Consider the following 22961-nt stretch of genomic DNA (forward strand, 5'->3'; position numbering starts at 1 on the left):
GGACGATCCCTGCTGACGGAGCGGGCGGGCGCCGGTGGCGGTGCGGGACACCGACGGGCCTGGCGTGAGCGCGGTCCGGTCGTGCCAGGCCGCTCACTCAAGCCGGTTCCGGCGGTCGCGTTGCGGGACGACGGTGTAGCGGGGATCGCGCACCGACGCGCGGCCCGCCTCGAAGATCCCGTACCGGGTGGCGGCCGCTCCCGCCGACAGGCAGAGCCCGGCGGTGATCCGCGCGGCCGGGCCGCGCCCCGCCAGCGCCGCGGCCGCCGCGCCCACCGCGGTCAGCACCCGGGCCGCGCGCAGCACCGCACCGGCGCGACCGCGGCGGTAGACCTCCGCGACCATTCCCGCGCGCCGCTGCATGAGTCCGCTCGCGGCCACTTCCACGGCGGCTCCGGCGATCGCCATCCGCCGCGCCGGCAGATCCTCGCCGGCGGCGGCGAGCACGCCCAGGGCTCCGGCGCTGGACACCGCGCTCCCGGCGAACACGAACGGCAGCTCCCGGTACACCTCGTGCCAGCCCGGCACCGCCGTGTCGGCCAGCAGCACCGCGGTGTAGGTCGTCATGGCGGGGGCGAGCACGCCCGCCAGCGCCGCGCTCGCCCGGCCGGGACCGCGCAGCACCCCGGTGAGTTCGCTGACCGCGGCCGCCCCGGACAACGCTGAGAACGGCGCGAGGATCCACGAGCCGACGCTCAACGGCGACGTCGGCTTGAGCACCCGCAGCATGTGCAGGAACCGCGCGGGCCTGCCGAGGTCGTGGACCAGCGCGCCGACGCTGAGCGAGGACCCCGCAGCCGCGGCCAGTCGTCCGGCGCGGGCGAGCCGCGGGCGGCCGGTGAGTTCGGCGCCGACGGCCATCACCGACGACGCCCCGGCCAGCCCGCCCAGGTAGAGGTAGGCGGGCACGTCCGGCACCTTCCACACCGGGGGTTTGACGACCGGCCTGCCGTAGTAGGACCGGAATTCGGCCTCGGGCACCACGGCAGGCTCACCGCGCTTCACCGCTCGCTCCCGATGAAGCAGCCGGCGACGAGCGCGGCCGCGGCCAGCGCGGCTCCGGCCGCGTGCCGCCACATCGACGGCAGGTCGCGGGTGGTCACCACGGGGTCGGGCGGCAGTCCGTAGACCTCGGGGTCGTCCAGCAGCAGGAAGAACGCGCCGTCGCCGCCGACGCCGTCGCCGGGGTCGTGGCCGTACAGCCGGGCGCTGGTGACGCCCTGCTCGTGCAGCTCCTCGACGCGCTGTTCGGCGCGGCGGCGGAGTTCGTCGAGCGGTCCGTACTGGATGGACTCGGTGGGGCAGGCCGTGGCGCACGCGGGCATCAGCCCGGCGCCGAGGCGGTCCTGGCACAGCGTGCACTTGGCGGCGCCCCCGGTGTCCGGGCGGATGTCGATCACGCCGTACGGGCAGGCGGGCACGCAGTAACCGCAGCCGTTGCACACGTCGTCCTGCACCACGACGGTGCCGTACTCGGTGCGGAACAACGCGCCGGTCGGGCAGACGTCCAGGCAGGCGGCGTGCGTGCAGTGCTTGCAGACGTCCGAGGACATCAGCCAGCGGGTCTGCTCGTCGCCGTCGGGTCCCATGCCTGGCATCCCCAGGTCCACGGCGGTCCCGCGCTGTTCGACGAACGCGACGTGCCGCCACGTGGTGGCGCCCAACTCCCCGGTGTTGTCGTAGGACATGCCGGTGAGGTCGAGCCCGTCCTCGGGCAGCAGGTTCCACTCCTTGCAGGCGACCTCGCACGCCTTGCACCCGATGCACACGCTGGTGTCGGTGAAGAAACCGACGCGTTCGGGGTGGTCCGACGGGTAGCCCGCCTCCCCCGCCGGGTCGGCCAGCGGCCCGCTCAGCCGGTTGCGCGTCACGGAGTCACCCCCTGTCGCTGTTGGTCCCGGTCCACTCGGTGATGCCCGCGCGCCTGCGGTACTCCGCGACGTGGCGCAGCAGCGCCGCGCCGCGCGGCCGCCGGCCCGGCCGGATGTCGCAGGCGCCCGCCTTGGACTCCATGATGTGCACGTTCGGGTCCAGGGCGACGTTGACCAGCTCGTTGCCCGCGTCGCCGCGGGTCAGCCCGTTCGGACCCCAGTGCCAGGGCACGCCGACCTGGTGCAGCGTGCGACCGCCCACCCGCAGCGGGCGCATCCGGTGGGTCACCAGCACGCGGGCCTCGATCGCGCTGCGCGCGGTGACCACGGTCGCCCAGTCCAGGTGCCGCAGTCCGCGTTCGGCGGCCAGTTCCGGCGAGACCTCGACGAACATCGCCGGGGCCAGCTCGGACAGGTGCCGCAACCAGCGGCTCATGCCGCCCGCCGTGTGGTGCTCGGTGAGCCGGAACGTGGTGAACACGTACGGGAAGACCTCGCTGCCCGGCTCGGAACCGCTGGGCTGGTAGCGGTTCTCCGGACGCGGCAGCAGCTGGCGCGCGGGGTTGCGCTGGTGCTCCGGGTGCAACCGGTTGTCCACCGGGGACTCCTGCGGTTCGTAGTGCGTCGGCAGCGGGCCGTCGACCATCCCGGCCGGCACGTACAGCCAGCCGCGCCCGTCGCTCTGCATCACGAACGGGTCGGTGCCGGCCAGGCCCTCCGGTCCGGTGGCGTCGGGATCGGGCACGTAATCGGGGCGCTTCCTCCGGTCGAAGTCGGGCACGTCGTGGCCGGTCCACTCGCCGCGCTGCTCGTCCCACCACACGTAGGACTTGCGCTCGCTCCACGGCCGCCCCTCGGGGTCGGCCGAAGCCCGGTTGTACAGCATGCGGCGGTTCGCCGGCCACGCCCAGCCCCACTCCGGCGCCACCCAGGACTGCTCGCGCCCGGGATGCCGCCGGGCCGACTGGTTGACGTCGTCGGCGTACACCCCGCAGTAGATCCAGCAGCCGCAGCGCGTCGACCCGTCGGCGCGGAGCTGGGTATAGGACGACAGCGGCGCGCCGTCGGAGTCGACGCCGTTGACCTCCCGCAGCACCGCTTCGGCGCTGGGCTCGTCGATCTCACCCTCGGTCGAGTAGTCCCAGGTCAGGTCGAGCACGGCCCGGTCGCGCTCGCGCTGCGCCTCGGTCCGCTCGGCGCGGCGCAGCTTGTCCCGGATCCGCCTGCCCAGGTGGTAGAAGAACCACAGGTCGCTGCGCGCGTCGCCGGGCGGCTCGACCGCCTTGTGGTGCCACTGCAGCAGTCGTTGCGTGTTGGTGAAGGTGCCGTCCTTCTCGGTGTGCGCGGCGGCGGGCAGGAAGAACACCTCGGTACCTATGTCCGATGTGGACAGTTCGCCGGTCTCGATCTCCGGGCCGTCCTTCCAGAACGTGGCGGTCTCCACCATGTTCAGGTCGCGCACCACCAGCCAGTCCAGGTTGGCCAGCCCGATCCGCTGCTGGCGGGCGTTGGGGGTGCCCACCGCCGGGTTCTCGCCGACCACGAAGTAGCCGCGGCAACGGCCCTCGATCTGGTCGATCACGGTCTGGTAGGTGCCGTGGTCACCGGTCAGCCTCGGCAGCCGGTCGAAGCAGAAGTCGTTCTCGGCGGTGGCGTGCTCACCCCACCACGACTTGAGCAGGCTCACCAGGTACGCGCGCATGTTCGCCCAGTAGCCGCAGGCGCGTTCGTCCTGCGCGACGAAGGTGTCCAGGTCGTGGTCGACGTGCGCGTGCGGCATCGGGATGTAGCCGGGCAGCAGGTTGAACAGCGTCGGGATGTCGGTGGAGCCCTGGATGCTGGCGTGCCCGCGCAGCGCCAGGATCCCCCCGCCGGGGCGGCCGATGTTGCCCAGCAGCAGCTGCAGGATCGACGCCGCGCGGATGTACTGGGCGCCGACGGTGTGGTGCGTCCAGCCGACGGCGTAGGCGAACGCGGTGGTGCGGTCCGGTCCCGAGTTGGCCACGATCGCGTCGGCGACGGCGAGGAACTGCTCGCGCGGCACCCCGCAGACCTCCGCCACGAACTCCGGGGTGTAGCGCGCGTAGTGGCGCTTGAGGATCTGGAACACGCAGCGCGGGTGCTGCAGCGTCGGGTCGGTCTCCGGCCTGCCGTGGTAGACGGCCCCGCCGGATCCGGTGCGCTCGGGACGGCTGGTGTCGCGTTCCCGCCCGTGCACGGTCGACGGGGTCTGCTCCGGTCCGTGCGAGCCGACCGACGGGACGGCCTCGGTGCCCTCGTACTGCCAGGTCGTGGTCTCGTAGGTGCCCTCCTCGGCGTCGAATCCGGAGAACACCCCGTGCAGGTCCTCGGTGTCGCGGAAGTCCTCGCCGACGATCATCGCCGCGTTGGTGTAGTTGACCACGTAGTCGTGGAAGTGGGCGTCGTGGGTGAGCACGTGGTTGATCAGCGCGCCGAGGAACGCGATGTCGCTGCCCGCGCGCAGCGGCACGTGCCGGTGCGCCAGTGCCGAGGTCCGCGTGAAGCGCGGGTCGACGTGGATGATCGTGGCGCCGCGCTTCTTGGCCTCCATCACCCACTGGAATCCGACCGGGTGCGCCTCGGCCATGTTGGACCCCTGGATGACGATGCAGTCCGCGTTGGCGAGGTCCTGCTGGAAGGTCGTGGCGCCGCCGCGCCCGAAGGAGGTCCCCAGACCGGGAACCGTGGAGGAGTGTCAAATGCGGGCCTGGTTCTCCACCTGGATGGCACCGAGGGCGGTGTAGAGCTTCTTCATGAGGTAGTTCTCCTCGTTGTCGAGGGTCGCTCCTCCGAGGCTCGCGATGCCCATCGTGCGCCGCAGCGGCCTGCCGTCGGCGTCGGTGTCCTGCCAGGTGGCGTCCCGGGTGGCGATCACCCGGTCGGCGATCATGTCCAGCGCGGTGTCCAGGTCCAGGTCCTCCCAGTCGGTGGCGTGCGGCCGCCGGTAGCGGATCCTGGTCCGCCGCAGCGGGGAGGTCACCAGCTCGCGGCTGGCCGATCCCTTCGGGCACAACCGACCGCGGCTGATCGGCGAGTCCGGGTCGCCTTCGATCTGGGTGACCTCGCCGTCGCGGACGTAGACCCGCTGGCCGCAGCCGACCGCGCAGTACGGGCACACCGACCGCACCACGGCGTCGGCGTCCTCGGTGCGCGCCCGCACCTGCTCGGTGCGGCGCGACCGCACCGCCGGTCCCCGCCCCAACGGGTCGGTCCCGGTGACCTGGCGCACCACCGGCCAGCGCGACCACTCGACCATCGCCGCACCCCCCACCACGTGCCTGGTTACCAGGAGAAACCCCGTGCCGCACGGGTGCAAGCGCAGGAGACGGCAACGGCCGCCCACCGCGGGAGGGGGTGGGCGGCCGTCGTCGGAGCGGGGTCAGTCCGCGTCGCGCTTCGTGCCGCGCGGCAGCCAGATCCACGCGATCAGCGCGGCCACCAGGATCAGGCCGGAGCCGACGAGGTGGGCGACGTGCAGCCCGCCCATCCACGCGTCCAGCACCGGCCGCACCAGGCCGCGGCCGGCCTCCCCGAGCGAGGCGGCCACCTGGAGCCCCCCGGCCAGCGACGACTTCGCGACGTCCTGGACCTGGGCGGGCAGGTCGGCGACCGAGCCGGCGAGGTTCGCCGCGTAACCGCCGCCCAGCACGCTGCCGAGCACCGCGACGCCCAGCGACGCACCGACCTCGCGGGTCACGTCGTTGGTCGCCGATCCCATCCCGGCGCGCTCGCGCGGCACGTTGGCCATGAGCTGGTCGGTGGCCGGGGCCATGGCCACCGACATGCCCAGCGCGGTCAGCGCCAGTCCGCCGAGCAGGTGCCAGTAGCCGGAGTCGGCGGTCAGGGTGCTCAGCACCGCCATGCCGCCCGCGGCCAGCACCATCCCGGAGGCGATGACCGCGCGCGGGCCGAAGCGCTCCACCAGCTTGGGCACCTGCGGCGCGATGAACACCATGACCACCGACATCGGCAGCATCGACACCGACGAACCCAGCGGCGAGTAGCCGTAGACCAGGATCAGCGTCTGGCTCAGCGAGAAGAACACGCCGACCATCGCGAAGAACACCAGGGTCAACGCCACCGCGGACGCGGAGAACCCGCTGTTGCGGAACAGCGACACGTCCAGCATCGGGTCGGCCGCACGCCGCTCCCACAGCACGAACAGCGCGACCAGCACCAGCCCGGCCAGCACCATCAGCAGGGTGCGCGGGGCGGTCCAGCCGACCCGCTGCGCCTCGATGAGCGCGTAGACCACGAGCGTGATCCCGGCGGTGGACAGCACCGCGCCGGGCAGGTCGATGCCGCCGAGCGTCTCGTCCCGCGTGCCCTGGTGGGACGGCACGTAGCGGATCCCGGCCAGCACGCCGACCACGACGACCGGGATGTTGATCGCGAACACCGCGTGCCAGCTGGACACCTCCAGCAGCAGCCCGGCGATGACCGGCCCCAGCGCGGTGCCGCCGCCGGAAACGGCCGCCCACAGGCTCACCGCGCGGGTGCGTTCGGTGCTGGGGAACACGCTGGTCAGGATGGACAGCGTGACGGGCATGATCATCGCCGCACCGAGCCCCAGCAGCCCCCGCGCCACGATCAGCTCGCCGCTGGAATCGACGAACAACCACACGTACAGCGACACGGCGCCGAACAGCACCATGCCGGACTGCAGCATCATCTTGCGGCCGTACCGGTCGGCCAGCGCCGAGGTGGTGAACAGCAGCCCGGCGAACACCAGCGCGTAGGCGTTGCTGAACCACTGCTGGGCGGCCATCGACGCCCCGAGGTCCCGCGACAGGTACGGCAGCGCCACGCCCAGCGACGTGTTGGCCAGCATGGTCGCCGACAGCGCCAGGCACAGCACCAGCAGCGTCGTCCACCGCCGCCGGTAGACGGGCAGGTCGATGCCCTCGGCCAGCGCCTGCCGCTCCCCGGCCGTCAGCGGCGCGCGCGTCACCGAGTCCACTTCGGACAAATTCCCTCCTCGCTCGCACTCCTGCCCCCCAGGTTATGGCAGCCCTGCCATTTGTCACTCGTGACGCTGACCACCCTTGACCTGCGGCGCGGCGGCGGTGAATCTGACAGGCATGACGGCGGTTCCGGCAGACACCACCCTCCAGCAGCCCCGCGACCGGCGGCACCGGCGGACGCTGCGCACCCGCGCGGCCATCGAGGAGGCCGCGCTGCGACTGTTCGCCGAGCGGGGCTTCGAGGCCACCACGGTGGAGCAGATCGCCGAGGCCGCCGACATCGCGCCGCGCACCTTCTTCCGCCACTTCCCCAGCAAGGACGCGCTGCTGTTCGGCGACCCCGCGCACGAGACGGCGCGGATGCGCGAGGTGCTGGCCACCCGTCCCGCCGACGAGCACCCGATGCGCTCGCTGGCCGCGGCGATGCTCGACGCCGCCGAGCGGATGGAGGCCGACCGCGACCAGCACCTGCTGCGCGCGCGGCTGCTGGACAGCCTGGGCGCCACCGGGGACTACGAGTTCCACCTGCTGCGCCAGCGGTGGGTGCAGGACGTCACCGCGCTGGTCGCCGAACGCCTCGGCACGACCGCTGGGGACCCGCGTGCGGGCGCGTGGTCGATGGCGCTGATGAGCTGCTTCGGCGCGGCGGTGCACGCCTGGCTGGTGCGCACCGACGGCACGCCGCTGCGCTCGGTGCTCGCCGAGGTGCTGACCGGCACCGCCGAGGCGATGGGCGAGGCCGCCGACCTCGTCGGCCCGGTCGGCTGATCGCGACCGGCGAAGCAGTTTTGCCGCAAATCCTCTTGCTCGGGCAGACTCGGATCATGCACGTCGCCGCCGAACTGGGCAGATTGCTCGGCCCGCTGCGCCGAGCGCTGCTGCGCCGCACCCGGGAAGCCGCCGATCTGCCGGACCTGCCGGAGGCGCAGATCCAGTTGCTGCGCGTCCTGCAAGCCCAACAGCCGCTGGGCACCCGCGAGGTCGCCGACCGGCTGCGGCTGGCCCCGTCCACCGTCAGCAACCTGGTGCGCACCATGACCGGAAACGGCCTCGTGCTGCGCCGGGTGTCCGAACGGGACCTGCGCAGCACCGAACTCGCCGCCACCGACCACGCCCTGCAACTCCTGCGCCGCTACGACGCGGCCAGCGACGCCACCATGCAGGAGGCCCTCGACGACCTCGGCCCGGACGACCGCCGTGCCGTCGTCGACGCGCTACCCGCGCTGCGGAAGCTGGTCGAGTCGCTGGAGAAGCGCTGATCAGCGCACGACGACCAGGTGCTCACCGCGCGGCACCAGCTCGCCGACCACCGGTGCACCGGGCACCTCGCCGGCGACCAGCAATCCGCCGGAGGTCTGCGCGTCGGCCAGCAGCAGCGCCTCCGGCTCGTCGATCCCGGACATGTCGCAGTGCGGCCGCACCCACGCCAGGTTCCGCCTGGTGCCGCCGCTGACGTAGCCGTCGCGCACCGCCTCCCGCGCACCGTCCAGGTAGGACACCGCAGCGGCGTCGAGCACGGCGGAGACGCCGCTGGCGCGGACCAGCTTCAGCAGGTGGCCCAGCAGTCCGAACCCGGTGACGTCGGTCGCGCAGCGCGCGCCCGCGCCCAGCGCGGCGGCCGCCGCCCGGTCGTTGAGCTCGGTCATCGCCGCGACAGCCTGCTCGAAGACCTCGCCGGTGGCCTTGTGCCGGGCGTTGAGCACCCCGATGCCCAGCGGTTTGGTCAGCGACAGCGGCAGACCGGCGCGCCCGGCGTCGTTGCGCAGCAGGTCGTCCGGGGCGGCGACGCCGGTGACGGCCATGCCGTACTTCGGTTCCGGGTCATCCACGCTGTGCCCGCCCGCCACCGGACATCCGGCCCGGCGGCCGATCTCGGCCCCGCCGCGCAGCGCCTCGCGCACCAGCTCGGTCGGCAGCACCTCGCGCGGCCAGCACAGCAGGTTCACCGCCACCACGGGCCGACCACCCATCGCGTACACGTCGGACAGCGCGTTGGCGGCCGCGATCCGCCCCCAGTCGAAGGGGTCGTCGACGACCGGGGTGAAGAAGTCGGCGGTGCTGATCACCGCCGTACCGCCGGAGATCCGCACGGCCGCCGCATCGTCCCCGGCGTCCAGCCCCACCAGCAGTTCCGGGGATCCGTCGCCGACCAGTCCGGCGACCATCGCCTCCAGCTCGCCAGGCGGGATCTTGCAGGCGCACCCGCCGCCGTGCGCGTACTGCGTCAGCCGGTACGTCGCGGTCTCGGTCATGACCCGACGCTAGCCACCGGGCGCGCGCCCGGCAGCGCGGCACCTACGCTCGGCGGTGGAGGCGTCAGGGTGCCTGGTGGCCCCCGCGGTCTTCAAAACCGACGTGGCCGAGCACCTCGGCCAGGCGGGTTCGATTCCCGTCCGCCTCCGCCGCCGGGCCGCCCGGGACCACCGGGCGGCCCCTTTCACCGGGATGGCCGCACCGCGCGCGCCGGGCGCGGGGATACCGTCTGGCGCATGATCAACTCAGCGGCGACGTGGGCCGACGGCTCACTGCTGGCCTTCGACCTGGAAACGACCGGAACCGACACCGCCGTCGACCGCGTGGTCACCGCCACGGTCGTGTCGATCCGGCCCGGTCGCGAACCGATCACCAGGACGTGGCTGGCCGACCCCGGGGTGGAGATCCCCGCCGAGAGCACCGAGATCCACGGCATCAGCACCGAACACGCCCGGCAGCACGGACGCCCGGCCGCCGACGTGGTGGCCGAGGTCGCCGCCGCGCTGGCCGAGGAGTGGTCCCCCGACACCCCGCTGTGCGTGTTCAACGCGGTCTTCGACCTGTCCATGCTGCACGCGGAGCTGCGCCGGCACCACGGGCGCGACCTCGAACTCGGCGGGCCCGTGGTGGACCCGCTGTGCATCGACCGGCACGTGGACCGCTACCGCAAGGGCAAGCGGACGCTCGGCGCGCTGTGCGAGCACCACCGGGTGCGCCACGACGGCGCGCACACCTCCACCGGCGACGCGTTGGCCGCAGCCCGGGTGGCCTGGCGGCTGGCCAGGGACTACCCGGCCGAGGTCGGCCAGGTCCCGCTCGACGTGCTGCACACCCGCCAGATCGAGTGGCACCGCACTCGGACGCTCGGCTTCGCCGACTACCTGGAACGCCAGGGGCGCCGGGCGGCCGACCCCGCCGAGGCGGCCGAGCTGGCCCGCCGGGCGGCGGGGGTCCGCATGGAGGCCGACCACTGGCCGCTGCGGACCGAACCGCTTCCCGAAACCGCCGTGGGCGCCTAGTCGCGCCGCGACCTCGGCGCCTGCCTTCGAACCTGGTCGTCGAAGGGCGTGAGCCGCTCCGGCTTCGGTGGGCCGGCGCCGCCGCGCACCACGAGTTCGGAGGCGGGCTCTCAGAGGTCGACGACCAGGTGCCCGGACGCGCGGGAGACGCAGATCGTCATGTGCTCGCCGCGTTCGGCGTCGGTGAGGACCCGGTCGCGGTGGTCGACCTGCCCGGACAGCACCCGGACCCGGCACGTGCCGCAGAAGCCCTGCCTGCACGAGTACGCCGTGCCGGGCACCTGGTCGGCGATCACCTCCAGCGTGGAGCGGTCCGCGGGCACCCGCAGGACGCGGCCGGTGCGGGCCAGTTCCACGGTGAACGGGCGGCCGTCGACCACGGGCGGCGCGGAGAAGCGTTCCCAGTGCAGCGCGGACGCGCGCGCACCGGGCATCGCCAGCCGGACCGCGGTGATCATCGGGATCGGTCCGCAGCAGTACACCACCGCATCCTCCGGCGCCTGCTCCAGCAGGTCGGCGCCGGAGGCCGGGATGCCGTACTCGGTGTCCGGGCGGATCCACACCCGGTCCGGGTCCAGTGCGCGCAGCTCGTCGGAGAACGGCAGCGATTCCGGTGTCCGTCCGGTGTGGACCAATCGCCAGTCCGCCCCGCGGGCGGCGGCCAGCCGCGCCATCGGCAGGATCGGCGTGATGCCGATGCCGCCCGCGACGAACAGGTAGCGCGGCGCGGTGACGAACGGGAAGGCGTTGCGCGGGCCCCGGGCGGTGATCCGGCCGCCGGTCCGGATCTCGTCGTGGATCTCCCGCGACCCGCCCCCGCCGTCGGCGATGCGGCGCACCGCGATGCGGTAGCTGCGGTGGTCACCGGGGTCGCCGCACAGCGAGTACTGGCGCAGCCGCCCGGACGGCAGCAGCACGTCCAGGTGGGCGCCGGGGTGCCAGGCGGGCAGCGGCGCGCCGTCCGGTGCGACCAGCCGCAGGCTGACGACGTCGTCGGCCTCGGCGCGGACGTCCGCGACGACGAGCGGGATGTCCCGGGACACGTGCGGGATCGGCGGGCGGTGGCGCCTGCTGTTGCGGTGCAGCCACTCCATCCCGCGGCTGAGCACGTCCAGGACCCGGAAGAAGCGGGCGGGTTCGGTCACGGCTCAGTGCTCGGCGGCCTGCGCGGCGGGCGAGGTGGCCAGGTAGGAGACCGCCTGGCTCGTGGAGCCGTGCTGGGACGGGTGGTAGGAGCGGCGGAAGTAGGCCGGGATCGCCCGCAGCATCTGCCAGTAGCTCGGGGTGAGCCCCAGCCGGCCGGTGCGCAGCAGGTCGCGCCAACGAGGCTTGCGACGTCCGCGCAGCACCGGATCGGCCGCCATGAGGAACCGCACCCCGCGCACCCACAGGATCGCCAGGACCGCGATGGCGACGACCATCGTCCGGCAGCGCCGCGCGTACCCGCCGTCGACGTGCGTGTACAGGTCGAAGGCGACCGAGCGGTGCTCGACCTCCTCGGCACCGTGCCAGCGCAGCAGGTCCAGCATCGTCGGGTCCGCCCCCGCCGCGTCGAGTTCGCGGGCGTCCAGCACCCACTGGCCGAGGAACGCGGTGAAGTGCTCGATGGCGGCGATCAGCGCCAGGCGCTCCACCAGCCACGCCTCGGCCCGCCGGCCGCCGTGGGGCCGGTCGCCGAGCGTCTTGCGGAACATCCACGCGACCTGGGCGACGAACGGGCGGGTGTCCAGGCCGTGCGCGTCGAAGTGGTCGAGCACGCCCTGGTGGGACTCGGCGTGCATCGCCTCCTGACCGACGAACCCGCGGACGTCCTCCAGCAACCGGTCGTCCCGGATCAGCGGCAGCGCCTGCTTGAACACCTCGACGAACCACCGCTCGCCCTCGGGCAGCACCAGGTGCAGGAAGTTGACCACGTGGGTGGCGAAGGGCTCGCCGGAGATCCAGTGCATCGGCAGGCTCGACCAGTCGAACTCCACGTCGCGGGCCCGCAGCGCCACCCGATCCGGCTCGCCCGGGTCGTGAACGGTCATCGCGGTACCTCCTCGTTCAGCGCAGCCGCGCGGCCGCGCGCAGCAGGCCGGGCGTCAGGCGGGACAACACGAGCCCGGCGCGGGCCTCCGCGGTGATCGGCGCGATCGCCGCGTCGCGGGCGAGCGCGCCGAGGATCTCCTGCGCGGCCCGTTCCGGGGTGAAGTGGCGGCGCCGGTACAGCCGCGCGGCCGCGGCGCGCAACTGGTCCTGCCGCCGGGCGTCGACCCCGACGAACCGGGTCGTCGAGGTGATCGGGGTGTCGACCAGGCCCGGGCAGACCGCGGTGACCCGGATGCCCTCGGCGGCCAGTTCGGCGCGCAGGCACTCGCTGAGCGTGAGCACCGCGGACTTGGTGGTGCTGTAGGCGGGCAGGACGCGGGAGGGCAGGTAGGCGGCTGCCGAGGCGACGTTGACGATCCGCCCGCCCTCACCGCGGTCGATCATCTGCCGGGCGAACAGGCGGCAGCCGTGGATCACGCCCCACAGGTTCACGTCGATGAGCCGTTCCCAGTCGGCGAGTCCGGTGTCCACGAAGGACCCGGCGAGCCCGACCCCGGCGTTGTTGACCACGACGTCGGGCACCCCGAACCGCTCCCGGACGTCCTCGGCGAAACCGCCCATCGCCGCCGCGTCGGCGACGTCCACGCGGTACGGCGCGGCTCCCGCCCCGGTGCGCCGGACCATCTCGGCGGTGTCCTCGGCGGCGGCCTCGTCGACGTCGGCGGCCACCACGTGCGCACCGAGCCCGGCGAAGGCCAGCGCGGTCGCCCGCCCGATCCCGCTGCCCGCGCCGGTGACCACCACCAGCTGGTCCTGGTACGGCCGTCGGCCGGGGCGCACCCGGGTGCGGCTCAGCGAACGCGGCTCGGTGCCGGTCTCGACGTGCTCGACCAGCTCGGCGGTGCACCGGGCGACCACCTCGGGTCGGGTGCGGGGCAGCCAGTGCCCGCCCGGCACGCGCCGGACGCGCAGGTTGGCGACCCAGCTGCCGATCTGGGTCTGCAACGGCGTGGACACGAACGGGTCGCCCGCGGGAGCGATCACCTGCACCGGGATGTCGGTTCCGCGGGGACGCGGGCGACCGAGCCGGGTCATCATGTTCGCCCGGTACAGCGCCAATCCCCGCACCCCGTCCGAGCGCCGCGGGCGCGTCGGCTTCGCCGCGGCGCGCGCGTCGAACCGCTCCACCGCACCGATCAGTCTCGGCAGCAGACCGGTGTACCAGCACAGCTCGGGCAGCACCGGCAGCTGGAAGAAGCCGATGTAACCGGAGAACAGCAGCTGGGTCAGCACCTGGCGCAGGGCGCGCGGCGTCGGGCGGCGCCACTTCGCGCGCATCCACGCCCCCGCGTGGTCCAGGCACGGCCCCGAGATCGAGGTGAACGACGCGAAGCGGGCGCTGCGCCGGGGATCGATCACGGCGTGCCACGCCTGGATGGAGCCCCAGTCGTGGGCGAGCAGGTGCACCGCACGGCCCGGGCTGACCGCGTCCGCGACCCGTTCCAGGTCGTCGGCAAGCTGGTCGAGGCGGTACCGCGCCCGCCGCCGCGGACGGTCGGAATCCCCGGCACCGCGCACGTCGTAGGTGACCAGGTGGAAGCGGCCGGCGAGCGCCTCGACCACGCCGTCCCACACGGTGTGGTCGTCCGGGTACCCGTGCACCGCCAGCACCGTCGGCGCGGCCGGATCACCGTGCTCCCGCACGGCGAGCCGCAGGTCGTCGCCGGTGTCGACGTACCTCTGTTCCGCGTCGAGCGGTGACCGAGTCATGCTCCGCAGCCTACTGACTTTGTCAATAATCATTGTCACAGTCGCGCGTGCATTCCGGCTGCTGCCGCACCACGCGCCTATAGTGCGGGCCATGGCGGATCCGCGGCGCCGAGTGCCCGGCACCGATCGCGTGCTGGACGCGCCGGACGTCGCCGCCGCCGTCAGCCGACTCGGCCGCGACCTGGTGAAACAGGCGATCCACCAGGCCCAGCGACGAGCCCGCGCCGGACTGGTCGAACCCGACGACGTCGTCGCCGAGACACTGGCCGCGCTGCCCGCTTCGGCGTCGAGCGCGCGGCGCGTGCTCAACGCGACCGGCGTGCTGCTGCACACCAACCTCGGACGCGCCGCCCTCTCGGACAGCGCGGTGCAGGCGTTGCACGAGGCCGCGGGGACCACCGACGTCGAGCTCGACCTGCACACCGGTCGGCGCGGCCCGCGCGGCGCGGCGACGCTGCGGGCACTGCTCGACGCGGTCCCGCGCGCCGAGGCCGCGCACGTGGTCAACAACGGCGCCGCGGCGTTGGTGCTCGCGGCCACCGCGCTCGCCCGGGGAGGCGAGATCGTGCTGGCGCGCGGCGAGATGGTCGAGATCGGCGACGGCTTCCGCATCCCCGACCTGCTGACCTCCACCGGCGCCCGGCTGCGCGAGGTCGGCACGACCAACCGCGTGCGGCTCGACGACTACCGCGACGCGGTCGGCCCGGACACCGGCTTCGTCCTCAAGGTGCACCCGTCGAACTTCGTGATCGAGGGGTTCACCTCCTCGGTGCCGGTGTCGGCGCTGCGCGGGATCGGCGTGCCGGTGGTGGCCGACATCGGCTCCGGTCTGCTGCACCCGCATCCCGTGCTGCCCGCCGAACCGGACGCCTCCAGCACCCTCGCCGACGGCGCCGACCTGGTCATCGCCAGCGGCGACAAACTCCTCGGGGGACCGCAGGCCGGGCTGCTGCTGGGGCGCTGCGACCTGGTGCGGCGGTTGCGCCGCGACCCGCTCGCCCGCGCCCTGCGCGTCGACAAGCTCACGCTCGCCGCCCTGGAGGCGACCCTGCGCGGGCCCGCGACGCCGACCGAACGCGCGCTGCGCCGCGACCGCGAGCACTTGCGCCACCGGGCCGAAGCGCTCGCCGACGCGCTGGCCGCCGCCGGGATCCCGGCCGATCCGCAGGCGTCGTCGGCGACGGTCGGAGGCGGCGGCGCCCCCGGCGTCGAACTGCCCAGCGCCGCCGTCGCGCTGCCCGAGCACTACGCCAAGCCGTTGCGCACCGGCACCCCCGCGGTGCTGGCCCGCGTGGAACGCGGACGCTGCCTGCTGGACCTGGCCGCCCTCCCACCCGAGGACGACGACGTGCTGCGCCGAGCCGTGCTGGCGGTGGCCTGATGCACGTCATCGCCACCGCGGGCCACGTGGACCACGGCAAGTCCACGCTGGTGCGGGCGCTGACCGGAACGGAACCGGACCGCTGGGCCGAGGAACGCCGCCGCGGCCTGACCATCGACCTCGGTTTCGCCTGGACCCGGATGCCCGACGGCTGCACGCTGGCGTTCGTCGACGTGCCCGGGCACGAGCGGTTCGTGCCGAACATGCTCGCCGGGATCGGGCCGGTTCCCGCCGCGCTGTTCGTGGTGGCCGCCGACGAGGGCTGGATGCCGCAGTCCACCGAGCACCTCGACGCGCTCGACGCCCTCGGCGTGCGGCACGGCGTGCTCGCGGTGACCCGCAGCGACCTCGCCGACCCCACCCCTGCCGGGCAACTCGCCCGGGAGGCGCTGCGCGGCACCTCGCTGGCCGGGATTCCCGAGGTCCACGTCAGCGGCACCACCGGGCAGGGGCTCGGCGACCTGCGCACCGCGCTGGACGAGCTGGCCCACCGGCTGCCGACCGCCGACCGCGACGCCGACGTGCGGCTGTGGATCGACCGCTCGTTCACCATCCGCGGCGCGGGAACGGTGGTCACCGGGACGCTGTCGGCCGGCACGCTGCGCGTCGGCCAGCGCCTGGCGCTGCACCCCGGCGGCCGGGAGGCCACCGTGCGCGGTCTCCAGGCGTTGGGCACCGCGTGCCGCCAGGTCCCGGCGGTGGCCCGGGTGGCGGTGAACCTGCGCGGCGTCGACCACCGCGACATCGGGCGCGGTGACGCCCTGCTGACCCCGGGACGCTGGTTGAGCACCGACACCGCGGACGTCCGCCTGCGCGGCGCGGCCGCGCGGGACCTGCCCCGCCAACCGGTCCTGCACGTCGGAGCCGCCGCCGTCGCCGCGCGGGTCCGGCCGCTGGGCGAGGACACCGCGCGGCTGGCGCTGCGGCTGCCCCTCGCGCTGCGCATCGGAGACCGGGCACTGCTGCGGGATCCGGGCGGGCACCGGATCTGCGCCGGGCTCGTCGTGCTCGACGTCCGCCCACCGGCGCTGACCCGCCGGGGCTCGGCCCGCGCTCGGGCAGCCGAACTGGCAGCCCTGGACGGTCGCCCCGACTGGGCTGCCGAGCTGCGGCGACGCCGCGTGGTCCGCGCCGATGAACTGCGCGCCATGGGCGCCGCTCCCCCGCATCCCGGGCCGTGGCTGCTGGACGACGCCCACCGCGACCGGCTCGCCGCGCACCTGACCCGGCTGCTCGCCGAACACGCCCGCGACCACCCCTTGGACGACGGCATGCCCGCCGAAGCCGCGCGCCGGGCCCTCGACCTCCCCGACCGGACGCTGCTGGCCGCGGTCGCCGACGCCGCGGGTGTCACGCTGCGCGACGGCCGTCTGCACACCGGGGCGCGAGCCCTACCCGAACGGGTCGACCGCGCGGTGCGGGCGATCCGCGACGCGCTCGCCGAACACCCCTTCCGGGCCCCGACCGCCGAGGACCTGGCCGCGCTGGGCGTCGGCGACGCCGAACTGGCCGCCGCCGCGCGCACCGGAACCCTGCTGCGCCTGGCACCCGGCCTGGTCCTGCTGCCCGACGCCGACCGCGCGGCGCTGGACCGGCTCGCCCGGCTCCCCGCCCCGTTCACGCTCAGCCAGGCCCGGCAAGCCCTGGACACCTCCCGCCGCGTCGCGGTCCCGCTGCTCGAACGGCTCGCCCGCAACGGCCTCACCCGTCGCCTGCCCGACGGCACCCATCGAGTTGTTTCCGCAGCGCACCGGTCGGGCACTCCTGTTGACAACTCGACGTTGCGGCGGTGAGCCCTGCGATCACGCGTCGGGCGGGCGCATGGTGGACGTGCCGGACGCCGGGCGGAGGGAGGAGCCATGCCGCGCAAGATCTGGACCGGCTCGATCAACTTCGGCCTGGTGACCATCCCGGTCGGGCTCTACGCCGCGACCGAGGACCACACGATCCAGTTCCACCAGTACGAACGCGGCACCACCGACCGCATCCGGTACAAGCGCGTCAACGAACGCACCGGCGAGGAGGTCGGCTACAACGACATCGTCAAGGGACGCGAGATCGACGGCATGGTGATCACCGTCGACCAGTCCGAACTCGACGAGATCGCGCCGGGCCGCTCCCGCACCATCGACATCACCACGTTCGTCGACCTGGACGAGATCGACCCGGTGTTCTTCCAGAAGACCTACTGGCTGGCGCCCAACAGCAAGGAGCACTTCCGGCCGTACAACCTGCTGCGCCGCGCCATGCACGAGACCAACCAGGTCGGCATCGCCACCTTCGTGCTGCGCGGCAAGCAGTACCTGACCGCGGTGCGCGCCGAGGACTCCGCGCTGGCGCTGAACACGCTGTTCTTCGCCGACGAGATCCGCGACCCCGGCGAGATCCTCGGCGAGGCGGGATCCTCCGCCGCGCCCAGCGACAAGGAACTGCAGATGGCCACCACGATCATCGAGTCGATGAGCGGCGAGTGGACCCCCGAGGAGTACCAGGACACCTACACCGCGCGGGTGGAGAAGCTGGTCGAGGAGAAGGCGCAGGGCCGCGCACCCGAGGCCGCCGAGGCGCCGCCGCAGCCCACCGACGTGATCGACCTCACCGAGGCGTTGCGCCGCAGCGTCGACCAGGCCCGGCAGGGCCGCGCCGGCAAGAAGACCAGCGCGCGGAGCGAGGACCTGTCCGAGCTGAGCAAGGCCGAGCTGGAGGACCGCGCCAAACAGCTCGGCATCCGCGGCCGGTCGAAGATGAAGCGCGCCGAGCTGGAGGACGCCGTCGCCGAGGCGTCCTCCGGTGGCCGTCGCCGCGCCCGCAAGGCGTCCTGATCCGCGATGGCCACCGGGCAGCTCACCGTCGACGTCCAGGGACGGCGTCTCACGTTGTCCAATTTGGACAAGGTGCTGTACCCGGAGGTCGGGTTCACCAAGCGCGACGTCATCGCCTACTACCACCAGGTCGCGCCCGCGATGCTCCCGCACCTGCGGGGCCGCGCCGCGACGCTGATCCGGTTCCCGGACGGCGTGGACGGGGGCTCGTTCTTCGAGAAGAACGTCTCGCGGCACGCACCGGACTGGGTGCCCACGGCCGCGCTGGTGTCCGGTGCGGACGGCACCGGCCGCGCGCTGAACCACCACGTGCTCATCGGCGACCTGCCGACCCTGATGTGGACGGCCAACCTCGCCGCCCTGGAACTGCACGTGCCGCAGTGGACCGTGCGGGACGACGGCGGGCGCAACACGCCCGACCTGCTGGTGTTCGACCTGGATCCCGGTGCGCCGGCGACGATCGTGGAGTGCTGCCGCGTCGCCGAGCGGCTGCGCAAGGTGCTGGCCTCCGACGGTCTGCGACCACTACCCAAGACCAGCGGTTCCAAGGGTTTGCAGCTGTACTGCCCGGTGCGCACCAGCGCCACCGACCGCACCTCGGCCTACGCCAAGGAGATCGCCCGCCACCTGGAGGCGGCTCACCCGGACGCGGTGGTGGCCACGATGTCCAAGGCCGCCCGCAGCGGCAAGGTGTTCATCGACTGGAGCCAGAACAACACGGCCAAGACCACCGTCGCCCCGTACTCGTTGCGCGCCCGGTCCCGGCCGACCGTTTCCACCCCGGTCACCTGGCACGAGATCCGTTCCTGCACCGACCCCGAGGACCTGGTCTTCACCAGCACCGACGTGCTGCACCGGCTCGACGGCGGATCCGACCTGTTCGCCGACCTGCACCAGGACCCGGCGGAACTCTGACCACCCCGTCCGCGTGGCCGAGCCCCAGCGGCTCCCGAGGCGCGGCCCTCGTCGTCGGGAACGGCAGGATGCGGCTCGGTTCGGTCGCCTTTCGGCGAGCTGGCCCAGCGGTCATCCCGGGACCGCGCTGTCAGGTGTCGTAGTCGACCGTGACGGTGTCGGTCACCGGCAGGGACTGGCAGGTGAGGACGAAACCGTCGGCGACCTCGGAGTCCTCCAGGGCGAAGTTGCGGCGCATCCGGACCTCGCCGCAGGTCACCCTGGCGCGGCAGGTGCCGCACACCCCGCCCTTGCAGGCGAACGGCAGGTCCGGCCGGACCCGCTGCGCCGCATCGAGCACCGGAACGTCCCGGGGCAGCGCCATCGACGTGGAACGCCCGTCGAGCACGACCGTCACCTCGCTGGTCGGTCCGGTCGGAACCGGCTCCTCGTGGCGCACCGGTTCGGGCGGGACGTCGTCGACGTAAAACAGCTCCTGGTGGACGCGTTCGGACGACACACCGCGATCCCCGAGCACGTCCTGGGCCGCGCGCACCATCCCGTACGGCCCGCACAGCCACCACTGGTCCACCGCGGCGGGATCGACCACAGTGGACAGCAGCTCGCGCAGTTTGGCCCCGTCCAGCCGACCGGTGAACAGGTCCGACTCGCGAGGCTCCCGGGACAGCACGTGGACCAACTCCAGCCGCGCCGGATAGCGGTCCTTCAGGTCGGCGAGCTCGTCGGCGAACATCACCGTGTCGCTGCGCCGGTTGCCGTAGAGCAACGTGACCGTCGCGTCCGTCTCGCGCAGCACCGAGCTCGCGATCGACAGCACCGGCGTGATCCCGGAACCGGCGGCCACGCACACGTGCCGCTCGTCCACCGCCAGGTCCGGGGAGAACCTCCCGGTCGGTGGCTGCACCTCGATCTCGTCCCCCGGCCGCACCTCGTGCACCAGCCACGTGGAGAACAGCCCACCGGGAACGTGGCGCACGCCGATGCGCGGCGATGCCCCGCGGGGCGCGCAGATCGAGTACGACCGGCGCTCCTCGCGGTCGTCGACCCGACGGCGCAGGGTCAGCGACTGCCCCGGCCGGAAGGCGAACTCCTCGGCGAGCTCCGGCGGCACGTCGAAGCCGACCGCCACCGCGTCGTCGCACAACCGCTCCACGCTGCTGACCCGCAGCGGGTGGAAGGAGGTGCGCCGCCGCTGCGGCGTCGCGCGGGGCGCTTCGGCGGGCAGCGTTCCGGTCACGTCAGATCTCCTTGATGTGCTCGAAGGGTTCGTGGCACGAGTGGCAGCGGCGCAGCGCCTTGCACGCGGTCGCGCCGAACCGGGACACCTGCTCGGTGTCCGGTGATCCGCACTGCGGGCAGCGGACCTGCTCGCCCGGCGGCGCCAGCCGCAACGGCACCGGACCCGCGTCGTGCCGAGGGGCCGGGCCTGGCGGGGCGACGCCGTACTCGGCGAGCTTGCGCCGCCCCTCCGCGGTGATCCAGTCGGTGGTCCACGGCGGGTCGAGCACGGTGCGCACCTCGACGTCGGCGAACCCCGCTTCGTGCAGCCGGTTCTGCAGATCGGCCCGCATCTCGCGCATCGCCGGGCACCCGGAGTAGGTGGGCGTGATCGACACGACCACCGAACCGGTACCGGTGAGTTCGACCTCGCGCAACACGCCCAGGTCCGCCAGCGTCAGCACCGGCAGCTCCGGGTCGGTCACCGACTCGGCCACCTCGCGGGCGCGCCGCAGGTCCGGCTTCGTGCTCGTCACCATGTCGCCTCCGGGTGCGCACGGGCCAGGCTCTGCATCTCGGCGAGCAGGTAGCCGAGGTGTTCGGTGTGCACGCCGTCGCGTCCCGCCCGGTCGTTGACGCCGGGCAGCGCGGGCAGATCGGGCACCTGGAGGGTCGCCGCCGCGCACACCTGGTCCAGCACCGCGTCGAACTCCGGGCGCAGCCCGGCGGGGTCCACGCCGACCCCGGCCTCGGCCATCCGGCGTTCGGTCTCGTGCGGGGTGAACAACTCCCCGACCAGCGGCCACACCGCGTCGAACCCGTGCTGCACGCGGGCGTGCGACTCCTCGGTGCCGTCGCCGAGGCGGACGATCCAGTCGGCCGCGTACTCGCGGTGGTAGGCCAGCTCCTTGCGGCCCTTGGCGGCGATCGCGGCCAGCACCGGGTCCCGCGACTCGGCCAGCGGTCCGAACAGCGCCAACCGCCACGTCGACAGCACCAGCAGCCGGGCCACGGTCTCGCCGAAGTCCCCGTGCGGGACTTCGGCCAGCCGCACGTTGCGGAACTCCCGCTCGTCGCGGAAGTAGGCGAACTCGTCCTCGCCGCGGCCGGTGCCATCGGCCTGGCCCGCGCGGGTCAGCAGCAGCCGGGCCTGGCCGAGCAGGTCGAGGGCGATGTTGGCCAGCGCCAGCTCGTCCTCCAGTTCCGGAGCGCACGTGACCCACTCGGTCAGCCGGTGCGAGGTGATCAGCGCGTCGTCACCGAGCATCAGGCAGTACCGGGCGAGGTCGGCTCCGTCGACGCCGTCCGGCAGCGTGGTGTCCACACCGGACAGCGGGTCGTCGAAGCCGGTGCCGAAGGCCCAGCGGGACTCGCCGTCGGGTTCTGCTGCGGTCAGCGCCTCGTAGGCGTTGTCGAACGACATGGACCTGGCCTCACATGTGCGGAACGTCGTCGGGGATGCGGTAGAAGGTCGGGTGCCGGTACACCTTGTCTCCGCTGGGCGCGAAGAACGGGTCCTTCTCGTCCGGGCTGGACGCGGTGATCGCGTCCGCCCGCACCACCCAGATGCTCACGCCCTCGTTGCGGCGGGTGTAGAGGTTGCGCGCGTTGTGCAACGCCATCTCCTCGTCCGCCGCGTGCAGGGACCCCACGTGCACGTGGTTGAGCCCGCGCTTGCCGCGGACGAACACCTCGAACAGCGGCCAGTCCGCCTTCGCCGCGCCGTTGTCGCCGGTCATGAGGTCCTCCCCCGCGTCTTGCGGGCGTGCGCCGCAGCGGCGTCCCGCACCCACTGACCTTCCTCGTGCGCGGCGCGTCGCCGCGCGATCCGCTGCTCGTTGCACGGACCGCGGCCGCTGATGACCTGCTTGAGCTCGGTCCAGTCGGGCTCGCCGAAGTCGTAGTGACCGCGTTCGGCGTTCCAGCGCAGCGCGGGGTCGGGCAGCGCCACGCCCAGCGCCTCGGCCTGCGGCACCGTCATGTCCACGAACTTCTGCCGGAGTTCGTCGTTGGTGTGCCGTTTGATCCGCCAGGCCATCGACTGCTGGGTGTTCGGCGAGTCCCCGTCCGGCGGGCCGAACATCATCAGCGACGGCCACCACCAGCGGTCCGTGGCGTCCTGCACCATCCGCTGCTGCTCCTCGGTGCCCCGCATCATCGTCATGAGGAGTTCGTAACCCTGCCGCTGGTGGAACGACTCCTCCTTGCAGATCCGCACCATGGCGCGCGCGTACGGACCGTAGGAGCTGCGGCACAGCGGAACCTGGTTGCAGATGGCCGCGCCGTCCACCAACCAGCCGATCACACCGATGTCGGCGAACGTCAGCGTCGGGTAGTTGAAGATCGACGAGTACTTCTGCTTGCGCTGCAGCAACTTCTCGGTCAGCTCGGACCGGTCCACGCCGAGCGTCTCGGCCGCCGAGTACAGGTACAGGCCGTGGCCTGCCTCGTCCTGCACCTTGGCCAGCAGGATCGCCTTGCGCCGCAGGCTAGGCGCCCGGGTCAGCCAGTTGCCCTCCGGCTGCATGCCGATGATCTCGGAGTGCGCGTGCTGGGCGATCTGGCGCACCAGCGTCTTGCGATAGCCCTCGGGCATCCAGTCGCGGGGTTCGATCCGCTGGTCGTGGGCGATCCGGTCGTCGAAGTGCCGCTGCAGCTCTTCCTCGCCGAGCGGACGTTCCACTGTGGACGTCATG

The 22961-nt window shown here is 73.3% G+C and carries 20 protein-coding genes and 1 tRNA gene; 8 read left to right on the forward strand and 13 right to left on the reverse strand.

Features of this window, described 5'->3' with window-relative positions:
• Positions 1-93 precede the first annotated feature (93 nt).
• The 4 genes from nrfD to NV263_RS15485 all read right to left on the reverse strand — a co-directional run bounded on the left by nrfD (position 94) and on the right by NV263_RS15485 (position 6852).
• On the reverse strand, positions 94-1005 hold the full coding sequence (gene nrfD, locus NV263_RS15470) for an NrfD/PsrC family molybdoenzyme membrane anchor subunit (RefSeq protein ID WP_263246974.1): 912 nt from the start codon (positions 1003-1005) through the stop codon (positions 94-96).
• Positions 1002-1871, reverse strand: a complete 870-nt coding sequence (locus NV263_RS15475) for a 4Fe-4S dicluster domain-containing protein (protein ID WP_263246975.1) — start codon at positions 1869-1871, stop codon at positions 1002-1004. The genes nrfD and NV263_RS15475 overlap by 4 nt, the downstream gene beginning before the upstream one ends.
• 4 nt (positions 1872-1875) lie before the next feature.
• Entirely contained in the window at positions 1876-5148 is a 3273-nt protein-coding gene (fdh, locus tag NV263_RS15480; RefSeq protein ID WP_263246976.1) for a formate dehydrogenase, read from the reverse strand.
• A 123-nt stretch (positions 5149-5271) separates the two neighbouring features.
• Positions 5272-6852 carry an MFS transporter gene (locus NV263_RS15485; RefSeq protein WP_263254210.1) on the reverse strand — a complete coding sequence of 527 codons (1581 nt, stop codon included), beginning with the start codon at positions 6850-6852 and terminating at the stop codon, positions 5272-5274.
• A gap of 121 nt (positions 6853-6973) precedes the next feature.
• On the opposite strand from NV263_RS15485, the gene NV263_RS15490 reads away from it, so the two are divergent.
• Both NV263_RS15490 and NV263_RS15495 read left to right on the forward strand, forming a co-directional pair.
• On the forward strand, positions 6974-7624 hold the full coding sequence (locus NV263_RS15490) for a TetR/AcrR family transcriptional regulator (RefSeq protein WP_263246977.1): 651 nt from the start codon (positions 6974-6976) through the stop codon (positions 7622-7624).
• 56 nt (positions 7625-7680) lie between these two features.
• Complete coding sequence (locus tag NV263_RS15495; RefSeq protein WP_263246978.1) at positions 7681-8115, forward strand: MarR family winged helix-turn-helix transcriptional regulator; 435 nt, start codon at positions 7681-7683, stop codon at positions 8113-8115.
• Here the strand turns inward: NV263_RS15495 and selD are convergent, their stop codons facing one another.
• Complete coding sequence (selD, locus tag NV263_RS15500; protein ID WP_263246979.1) at positions 8116-9108, reverse strand: selenide, water dikinase SelD; 993 nt, start codon at positions 9106-9108, stop codon at positions 8116-8118.
• A gap of 57 nt (positions 9109-9165) precedes the next feature.
• Between selD and NV263_RS15505 the strand changes: the two genes are divergently transcribed.
• Both NV263_RS15505 and NV263_RS15510 read left to right on the forward strand, forming a co-directional pair.
• A tRNA-Sec gene (locus NV263_RS15505) sits at positions 9166-9258 on the forward strand.
• An 87-nt stretch (positions 9259-9345) separates the two neighbouring features.
• Positions 9346-10128, forward strand: coding sequence for an exonuclease domain-containing protein (locus NV263_RS15510; protein WP_263246980.1), 783 nt, complete (start codon positions 9346-9348; stop codon positions 10126-10128).
• Positions 10129-10238: 110 nt separating this feature from the next.
• Here NV263_RS15510 and NV263_RS15515 read toward each other — a convergent pair whose 3' ends face one another.
• The 3 genes from NV263_RS15515 to NV263_RS15525 are packed head-to-tail and all read right to left on the reverse strand — an operon-like array spanning position 10239 to position 13929.
• Complete coding sequence (locus NV263_RS15515) at positions 10239-11222, reverse strand: PDR/VanB family oxidoreductase (RefSeq protein WP_263254211.1); 984 nt, start codon at positions 11220-11222, stop codon at positions 10239-10241.
• A gap of 54 nt (positions 11223-11276) precedes the next feature.
• Positions 11277-12158 carry a metal-dependent hydrolase gene (locus NV263_RS15520; RefSeq protein ID WP_263246981.1) on the reverse strand — a complete coding sequence of 294 codons (882 nt, stop codon included), beginning with the start codon at positions 12156-12158 and terminating at the stop codon, positions 11277-11279.
• A gap of 16 nt (positions 12159-12174) precedes the next feature.
• Positions 12175-13929 (reverse strand): SDR family oxidoreductase, encoded by a 1755-nt coding sequence (locus NV263_RS15525; RefSeq protein WP_263246982.1) that lies wholly within the window; start codon positions 13927-13929, stop codon positions 12175-12177.
• A 91-nt stretch (positions 13930-14020) separates the two neighbouring features.
• On the opposite strand from NV263_RS15525, the gene selA reads away from it, so the two are divergent.
• From selA to ligD, 4 genes are all read left to right on the forward strand, one after another.
• Positions 14021-15310: an L-seryl-tRNA(Sec) selenium transferase gene (selA, locus tag NV263_RS15530; protein ID WP_263246983.1), complete on the forward strand. Its 1290-nt coding sequence runs from the start codon at positions 14021-14023 to the stop codon at positions 15308-15310.
• On the forward strand, positions 15310-17103 hold the full coding sequence (gene selB, locus NV263_RS15535) for a selenocysteine-specific translation elongation factor (protein WP_263246984.1): 1794 nt from the start codon (positions 15310-15312) through the stop codon (positions 17101-17103). The genes selA and selB overlap by 1 nt, the downstream gene beginning before the upstream one ends.
• A 66-nt stretch (positions 17104-17169) precedes the next feature.
• Complete coding sequence (gene ku, locus NV263_RS15540) at positions 17170-18132, forward strand: non-homologous end joining protein Ku (RefSeq protein WP_263246985.1); 963 nt, start codon at positions 17170-17172, stop codon at positions 18130-18132.
• Between the two features lie 6 nt (positions 18133-18138).
• On the forward strand, positions 18139-19047 hold the full coding sequence (gene ligD, locus NV263_RS15545) for a non-homologous end-joining DNA ligase (RefSeq protein ID WP_263246986.1): 909 nt from the start codon (positions 18139-18141) through the stop codon (positions 19045-19047).
• 130 nt (positions 19048-19177) lie between these two features.
• Here the strand turns inward: ligD and paaE are convergent, their stop codons facing one another.
• Genes paaE through paaA form a run of 5 tightly spaced genes read right to left on the reverse strand, consistent with a single transcriptional unit; the run spans position 19178 to position 22960 of the window.
• Positions 19178-20284, reverse strand: coding sequence for a 1,2-phenylacetyl-CoA epoxidase subunit PaaE (paaE, locus tag NV263_RS15550; RefSeq protein ID WP_263246987.1), 1107 nt, complete (start codon positions 20282-20284; stop codon positions 19178-19180).
• Position 20285: 1 nt separating this feature from the next.
• On the reverse strand, positions 20286-20804 hold the full coding sequence (paaD, locus tag NV263_RS15555) for a 1,2-phenylacetyl-CoA epoxidase subunit PaaD (RefSeq protein WP_263246988.1): 519 nt from the start codon (positions 20802-20804) through the stop codon (positions 20286-20288).
• Positions 20798-21688 carry a 1,2-phenylacetyl-CoA epoxidase subunit PaaC gene (paaC, locus tag NV263_RS15560; protein WP_263246989.1) on the reverse strand — a complete coding sequence of 297 codons (891 nt, stop codon included), beginning with the start codon at positions 21686-21688 and terminating at the stop codon, positions 20798-20800. The genes paaD and paaC overlap by 7 nt, the downstream gene beginning before the upstream one ends.
• Positions 21689-21698: 10 nt before the next feature.
• On the reverse strand, positions 21699-22004 hold the full coding sequence (paaB, locus tag NV263_RS15565; protein ID WP_263246990.1) for a 1,2-phenylacetyl-CoA epoxidase subunit PaaB: 306 nt from the start codon (positions 22002-22004) through the stop codon (positions 21699-21701).
• Complete coding sequence (gene paaA / locus NV263_RS15570; RefSeq protein WP_263246991.1) at positions 22001-22960, reverse strand: 1,2-phenylacetyl-CoA epoxidase subunit PaaA; 960 nt, start codon at positions 22958-22960, stop codon at positions 22001-22003. Before paaA ends, paaB begins: the two co-directional genes overlap by 4 nt.
• Position 22961 lies beyond the last annotated feature (1 nt).

Source organism: Saccharopolyspora rosea, from assembly GCF_025643595.1.
In the GTDB taxonomy this organism is placed as follows: Bacteria; Actinomycetota; Actinomycetes; order Mycobacteriales; family Pseudonocardiaceae; genus Saccharopolyspora; species Saccharopolyspora rosea.

Bases quoted from the DNA above. Each gene is read 5' to 3' on its own strand.
- NV263_RS15490 (WP_263246977.1), top strand. From the start codon at position 6,974: ATGACGGCGGTTCCGGCAGACACCACCCTCCAGCAGCCCCGCGACCGG.
- NV263_RS15495 (WP_263246978.1), top strand. From the start codon at position 7,681: ATGCACGTCGCCGCCGAACTGGGCAGATTGCTCGGCCCGCTGCGCCGA.
- selD (WP_263246979.1), bottom strand. From the start codon at position 9,108: ATGACCGAGACCGCGACGTACCGGCTGACGCAGTACGCGCACGGCGGC.
- NV263_RS15510 (WP_263246980.1), top strand. From the start codon at position 9,346: ATGATCAACTCAGCGGCGACGTGGGCCGACGGCTCACTGCTGGCCTTC.
- NV263_RS15515 (WP_263254211.1), bottom strand. From the start codon at position 11,222: ATGGAGTGGCTGCACCGCAACAGCAGGCGCCACCGCCCGCCGATCCCG.
- NV263_RS15520 (WP_263246981.1), bottom strand. From the start codon at position 12,158: ATGACCGTTCACGACCCGGGCGAGCCGGATCGGGTGGCGCTGCGGGCC.
- NV263_RS15525 (WP_263246982.1), bottom strand. From the start codon at position 13,929: ATGACTCGGTCACCGCTCGACGCGGAACAGAGGTACGTCGACACCGGC.
- selA (WP_263246983.1), top strand. From the start codon at position 14,021: ATGGCGGATCCGCGGCGCCGAGTGCCCGGCACCGATCGCGTGCTGGAC.
- selB (WP_263246984.1), top strand. From the start codon at position 15,310: ATGCACGTCATCGCCACCGCGGGCCACGTGGACCACGGCAAGTCCACG.
- ku (WP_263246985.1), top strand. From the start codon at position 17,170: ATGCCGCGCAAGATCTGGACCGGCTCGATCAACTTCGGCCTGGTGACC.
- ligD (WP_263246986.1), top strand. From the start codon at position 18,139: ATGGCCACCGGGCAGCTCACCGTCGACGTCCAGGGACGGCGTCTCACG.
- paaD (WP_263246988.1), bottom strand. From the start codon at position 20,804: ATGGTGACGAGCACGAAGCCGGACCTGCGGCGCGCCCGCGAGGTGGCC.
- paaC (WP_263246989.1), bottom strand. From the start codon at position 21,688: ATGTCGTTCGACAACGCCTACGAGGCGCTGACCGCAGCAGAACCCGAC.
- paaB (WP_263246990.1), bottom strand. From the start codon at position 22,004: ATGACCGGCGACAACGGCGCGGCGAAGGCGGACTGGCCGCTGTTCGAG.
- paaA (WP_263246991.1), bottom strand. From the start codon at position 22,960: ATGACGTCCACAGTGGAACGTCCGCTCGGCGAGGAAGAGCTGCAGCGG.